We start from the raw sequence: 5853 nt of genomic DNA on the forward strand, positions 1-5853 counted from the left end.
TGGAATGTTTCTCAAAAATGCTCGCGCTGACCGTTGAGAATAGGATAGAAGCCATTGAGGATATTAGTGCCATGCTGCTCGATGCTGGTGAGGCGGAGCATGCGTTACCATTTTTGGAAATAGCCATTACTGAGGATCCAGAAAACGAGAATTTGTGGTTCGATCTAGCCTACTGCTACGATAGGCAGGATAAGGTGCCCGAAGCCATAAAGGCTTATTCGCAATATCTTGACTTCGATCCATTTAACGATTCGGCATGGTATAATTTGGGCCTCATCTATTCACGTGAGAGTGAGCACGCCAAGGCGTTGGATGCCTTTGAATACGCCGTGGCAATTAATGATGAGATGCCGGTTTACCTAATTAGCTTAGCCCACACCTTCGCCTCGCTCGAAAATTACACAAAGGCTATTAGCCTCTTCGACGAACTCCTGGAGGTTGATGAGAATAATACCAGCGCTCTTTGCTCAATTGGTGAATGCTATGAGAAATTGGGAAAGTGGGATATTGCTGCCGCTTTTTACGAAAAAACAGTGGAACTCGATCCTGAGAACGCAGAGGCCTATTTTGGCCTGGCGGTTGTGATGATGGAGACCAATAAGCTGTTTGAAAGCCTTGCCTTTGTGAAAAAAGCTTTGAAGTATGATGAGGTGAACTCCGAATACTGGTATGGCCTTGGAAAGGTGTACCATAAGCTTGGATCGGAAAAGGAGGCAATTCATGCATACCAGAAAGCACTTGAACTTGAGGAGGATGACGTCGATTCAATGGCTGGTCTTGCCTACGTATACTTAGAATCAGGAGAGAAGGATCTAGCTTACAGCCGCTTTTTATCGTGCATTGAAATGGCACCCGATGCCGAGTTTCTTGTTCAGGCTGCTATTCTAGAATATAGAAAAGGACAAAAGAAGAAGGCTATCGACCATGTCAAAAGGGCCATTGCCCTTGATGAAGAGGTTGGAAATAAGTTTTTTTGCGAGTATCCAGAAGCCAAAGAGAATATTGACCATTTTTAAAATACAACTTTTTCAATTTAAAATTATTTCCCATGAATTTTGACCTTACCCACATGCCCGACCGTGCAGCAAAGCCTCGTACTTCAGGTATTACCATGGTTATGGACAAGGGGTTGAGCCTTCGAGAGGCTGAGGATATGGTGGACGCGAGTGGACACCTTATCGACTTTGTTAAGCTTGGATTTGGCACTGGCATGGTAACCAATCGTGTTGAAGAAAAGATTAAGTTTTATCAGCGAAATAACATTCATTGCTATTTTGGTGGAACACTCTTTGAAGCATTTGCCATTCGTAATAAATTTGAAGACTACCTTCGATTAGTAGACCAGTTTGGCGTAACTGCCGCAGAAGTATCCGATGGCTCTATGGCTATGGATCATGACAAGAAGTGTGAGTATATTTCCAGAGTAGCCAAAGATCGTATTGTTCTTTCTGAAGTTGGTTTTAAGGTGGCTGGCGTTACCATCAACCACCAGGAGTGGGTTAGACGCATGAACACCGAACTCAAGGCTGGCTCTTTTAAGGTAATTGCGGAAGCTCGCGAAAGCGGTAATGTTGGAATTTACAGGGCTGATGGCTCCGCCGATATTGACCTCATTAATGATATTCGCAACCAGGTTAAGGTGGAGAACATTATTTGGGAAGCCCCCATTAAGAGCCAGCAGGTTTGGTTTGTGAAGCTGCTTGGCGCCAATGTTAACCTTGGCAATATTGCGGTTAACGAGGTTCCTTCGCTTGAAACGCTACGAATAGGTCTACGGGGTGATACCTTCTTTTGCTTCCTGCCCGAAGAGATGAAGAAGGGCCATGTTTTAACTCCCGATAGCGAGTAATAATCACTATTCCGAAAAATAGATAGCGAGCTAATACGGCTCACCAAATTGGACAAAGGGGGAAATTTTCCCCCTTTGTTGTTCCCTTTTGCAGTAAATAAAAGTTGGAAATATTGCCATTGGTATTCCGTAGAAAGAACATATAATTGTTTTTACTAATTTGAACACCTCAATAATGCCATTTGATCATGACGCGTTTGTTGAAAATTGTCCTTTTCTCAAGCTTGTTTCTACTTCACCTTTCCATGGTAATGGCACAGGGGCGTCCATTCTCTTCGGGCGAAAAGTTGCACTATAAGGCCATCTATAATTGGGGATTTTTTTGGATCGAAGCGGGAGAGGTTGACTTTAGCGTTACATCAGAAACTACGTTGGGGAATCCGCGATATATATTTAAATCGTCAGGGCAGAGCTTGCCCAACTACGACTGGATATATAGGGTTAGGGATAGATTTGAATCGGTTGTCGATTCTGCAACATTACGGCCTTATTCGTTTACAAAGGAGAGCAACGAGGGTAATTTTAGGATTTGGAATAGCTACAGCTTTAACTACGAAACCAACAAATTGATGGTTCAGTCCGAAACATCGACTCGGAGACGTCAATCCGACACCTTAGCGTTAAACAACTACGTTTTTGATGTATTAACCGGTGTTTACTATGCACGATGTTTGGACTATTCTCACTACTCATACGGTCAAAAGATATATATCAATATCGCTATCGATAATAAAATTTACACGCTATACGGACGATTTTTGGGCAAGGAAATGTTAACTCTCCACGATGGAAGGACTTTCCATACCTTAAAGTTCTCTGTTCTTTTGGTTGAAGGAACAATATTCAAAGGCGGGGAGGATCTTGTAGTTTGGATTTCCGACGATCGAAATAAGATTCCCATAATGGTGGAGGCCAGTATTTTAGTTGGTAAAGTGAAAGCGGTATTGGAAACAGCTCATGGGTTAAAATATCCAATGAGCAGCTTTGTAGAGCCAATATCAAAACCTTGAGGCCAATAAGTTTTACTCCTTCACTAAATTCCCTGTACCGTCCTTGCTGAGAGCTATTGTTGGATTTCCGCTATATACTATATTCCCGATGCTTTTAATACTTACCATTAGGCTGTTGATAACGTTTACATAGATGTCGCCGCTACCATAGCTGGTAACGCTCATGTTGTTTGCCACAAATTTGTCCAAGTATATCCATCCCGATCCTCGGTAGGTCACGGTTGCATTATTACAAGAGCCAAATACTCGAAGGTCTGAAACGCTTGACTGCTGGTCGATTACAACGTTATTGGCTTTTAAAAGGATTGATACCTCTCCCGATGATTCGCTGCAGTGATAGGTAAAATAATTCTCCTTAATGGTATCAAGTACGCTGACATTTCCATCTCCATAGTATTCGAGCGTTGCAAAGCTACTGTTGAGATACAGCGTTACCTGCTTCTTATTCTTGAAGCTGGAAGTCCAGGCAAAAGTGTTTGTGTTCTTAATGGTTATGGTAGAGTCAGAGATATCTGTCTTGATACCGGAAATGAGATTTTCACCTGCTGTTACAACAGCGCGTTGAGAGGCTGCCGGGTCAATAAATACAGTTACGTCTACATCATCGTCTATTACTACCTTCGCTACTGTAGTTGGAAAAGGACGCTCTACTGTTTTTGTTTTACCTGCAGGGTTTAAGAAGTCGAGACCTAATTCACACGACGGCAGTATCGTTGATGCTGCAAGCAAAAGGCAAAGTGTTAGTTTTGTTTTCATAGCCGAATCCCAACCCCATATTCCACATAGTCTGCATTGCCCCAATGGGTTTTAAGGGCAATTTGTCCAAAAATATTTTGTGCAAAAAAGTAGCGAAGTGCCAGTCGTTCATAAAAAGGACCACCAGTTTTATCAAGTCGGTAAAGGTAAGGTCCAATACCGAGGTTGATGGATGCACGTCCAACCTGAAATTCATACCTTAAATTGGCACCAATTCGCATGACTTCAATGTTAGAGTGTACAGGTATCCCATTACTTTGCAAGTTTTCCTTGTTGGAGCCATCGTGCATATAATCTAATCCAAAACCAAACCTTTGAAAAGGTCTCGATGGCCAGGTAAGCTCACCAGAGATGCTCCATACCGGATATCGCTTGCTGCCAATGGGATTATCCTGTTTGGCACCGCCAATACCAACAATGGTAAATAGGTGCTTGTTTACGCTGAGGCTATCGGCATTGAGTTTTGAGTGAAAGAAGTGTTTGGACTGGAAGCGATAGCCCATACCCATGTACATCGTAGGCATGTTAAGCCCCGCATTCGGTTTCTCAAACGATCCGTTGGAAAGGTGGGAGAGGGAGATGCCCGCTTTTACATTCAGCCGGTCGGAAATGGTGTAACGGTATTCACCCAAAAAGTTAATGGCTGCATTAAGGTGCGTGCTAATCCCAATATTCTTGTAGTTGGTTACCCGATTAAATGTTTTTGTTACATAGCCTATTCCCGGTGCTAGACGAAAGAAAAATGCCGATCTAGAATCGCGCCCACTCAATGTGAAGTTAAAGGTGGGCATAATACAGTAAGCTTGTCCAAGGTAGGTAGGGCTTCCCAAATCGAAGTGAATAAACATGATCCCTAACTCTGGATAACCAAAGCTCGCTGCCCATTTTTTGTCTTGTGAGGGCTGGTGTGTAAAGGCAATCTCAAAAGCACTTAGATGACGTTGTTGCAGAATTCGCATCTCATTATGATGGTATGCGAGAAATCCATAGTGTGTACGAAAAGATAGTTCAAAGGGATTATTTTCAATGTTCTTTTCCTGAGCCTGTAGCGTAAAAGTGCTTGCAACACACAGAAAAAAAACAGCATACAGCTGTTTCAATAACATGACCAAATAATTAGTTTGGCAAAATTAAAAAAAAAGCCGGCTTAACTAAAGCCGGCTCTAATAATTTGCATAAGATTAATATACCACTAGCTTTTTGGTAACCTGTTGGCTTGCTGACTTCACCTGGATAAGATAGATGCCTGCTCTTAAAGAGGTGGGTAATTGCAAGATTGTTCCATCGGGTATTAGTCCATTGTATAGCGACATTACCTTATGGCCTGAAATGTCATAAAGGGAAACTTCTCCTTTTATGGGCGAGGAGGTAGCTATTGCCATCGACACTGGCTCACCATTCGATGGATTTGGATAGACATCGAGGGTGAGAGTGGTTTTAACCGAAGGAATAATTGGGGCAACGGTATAGGTGTCGGCCTGAATAAGTCTCGTATCTGTATACATTCTATACGCACCAGGCCCTAATGTAATAGTTAGGTTAGGTGTTGCAATGTCGACTGAATCCTGTTGAAAAAATTCATACCAGCGACCAGCATTAGGCAGTGTAAGGGAGACAACCTGGGAGTTCACATCAAAATTACCAACAATAAAGGCCGTTTCTCCATCTTTTGTGAGCCTCATCCACTTAATGGCTCCAGTAAATGAGGTGGTATAATCGGTCGCTGAGAAGGGTGCATAGTCCTGTTTCAACTTATTCAATGTGGCGTAGTGGTTGTAAAGCAGCATCCTTTCAGGATTCTGTTCATAATCCCAGTGAATAGGTTTTTCACCAGTGCGACCATTATAGTCGATGGATACGTCATACCCCAGCTCACCAAACATCCAAATCATCTTTGGTCCTGGTACCGGAATCAAAAACAGGGAAGCCAATTTCTCTCGATTTAGGGAGGTGATGAGATTCCCCTTGATGCTATAGCTACCGCTAACATTGCCGTAGGTGAGATTCTTATACATCGCTCGTTCCTCATCGTGGCTCTCTTGGTATGCGAGTAGATTTGGATCGTTCCAACCTCTAGCCTGGTAGGAAACCCAGGAGAAATCGGAAGTGGAAACGAACCCCATGCTCGCTTCCAAATAGTTATTGTTCATATTGCCCCATAGCAACATGCCATGGTTAGCTAGAAGCGTCTCTTCCGGATTGTCGGAAAGATGCTCAAATATCACATAGGCATCGGAG

At 43.0% G+C, this 5853-nt stretch carries 6 protein-coding genes; 3 read left to right on the top strand and 3 right to left on the bottom strand.

Annotation, left to right across the window (positions count from 1 at the left end; genetic code table 11):
* The 3 genes from VMW01_07220 to VMW01_07230 form a co-directional block, all read left to right on the top strand.
* On the top strand, positions 1–1016 hold a 1016-nt coding region (locus tag VMW01_07220), incomplete at its 5' end, for a tetratricopeptide repeat protein (GenBank protein ID HUW06034.1).
* 32 nt (positions 1017–1048) lie between these two features.
* A complete protein-coding gene (locus tag VMW01_07225; protein ID HUW06035.1) occupies positions 1049–1849 on the top strand; it encodes a phosphosulfolactate synthase in 801 nt (266 codons plus the stop codon).
* A 188-nt stretch (positions 1850–2037) separates the two neighbouring features.
* Positions 2038–2859, top strand: coding sequence for a DUF3108 domain-containing protein (locus tag VMW01_07230; GenBank protein ID HUW06036.1), 822 nt, complete (start codon positions 2038–2040; stop codon positions 2857–2859).
* A gap of 12 nt (positions 2860–2871) precedes the next feature.
* On the opposite strand, the gene VMW01_07235 is transcribed toward VMW01_07230, so the two are convergent.
* From VMW01_07235 to VMW01_07245, 3 genes are all read right to left on the bottom strand, one after another.
* Positions 2872–3588, bottom strand: coding sequence for a DUF2807 domain-containing protein (locus tag VMW01_07235; protein HUW06037.1), 717 nt, complete (start codon positions 3586–3588; stop codon positions 2872–2874).
* 23 nt (positions 3589–3611) lie between these two features.
* On the bottom strand, positions 3612–4721 hold the full coding sequence (locus tag VMW01_07240) for an acyloxyacyl hydrolase (GenBank protein HUW06038.1): 1110 nt from the start codon (positions 4719–4721) through the stop codon (positions 3612–3614).
* 75 nt (positions 4722–4796) lie between these two features.
* Positions 4797–5853: T9SS type A sorting domain-containing protein (locus VMW01_07245; GenBank protein HUW06039.1), on the bottom strand; the 1057-nt coding region annotated here is incomplete at its 5' end.

The sequence above is a fragment of the Williamwhitmania sp. genome (assembly GCA_035529935.1).
Taxonomy (GTDB): Bacteria; Bacteroidota; Bacteroidia; order Bacteroidales; family Williamwhitmaniaceae; genus Williamwhitmania.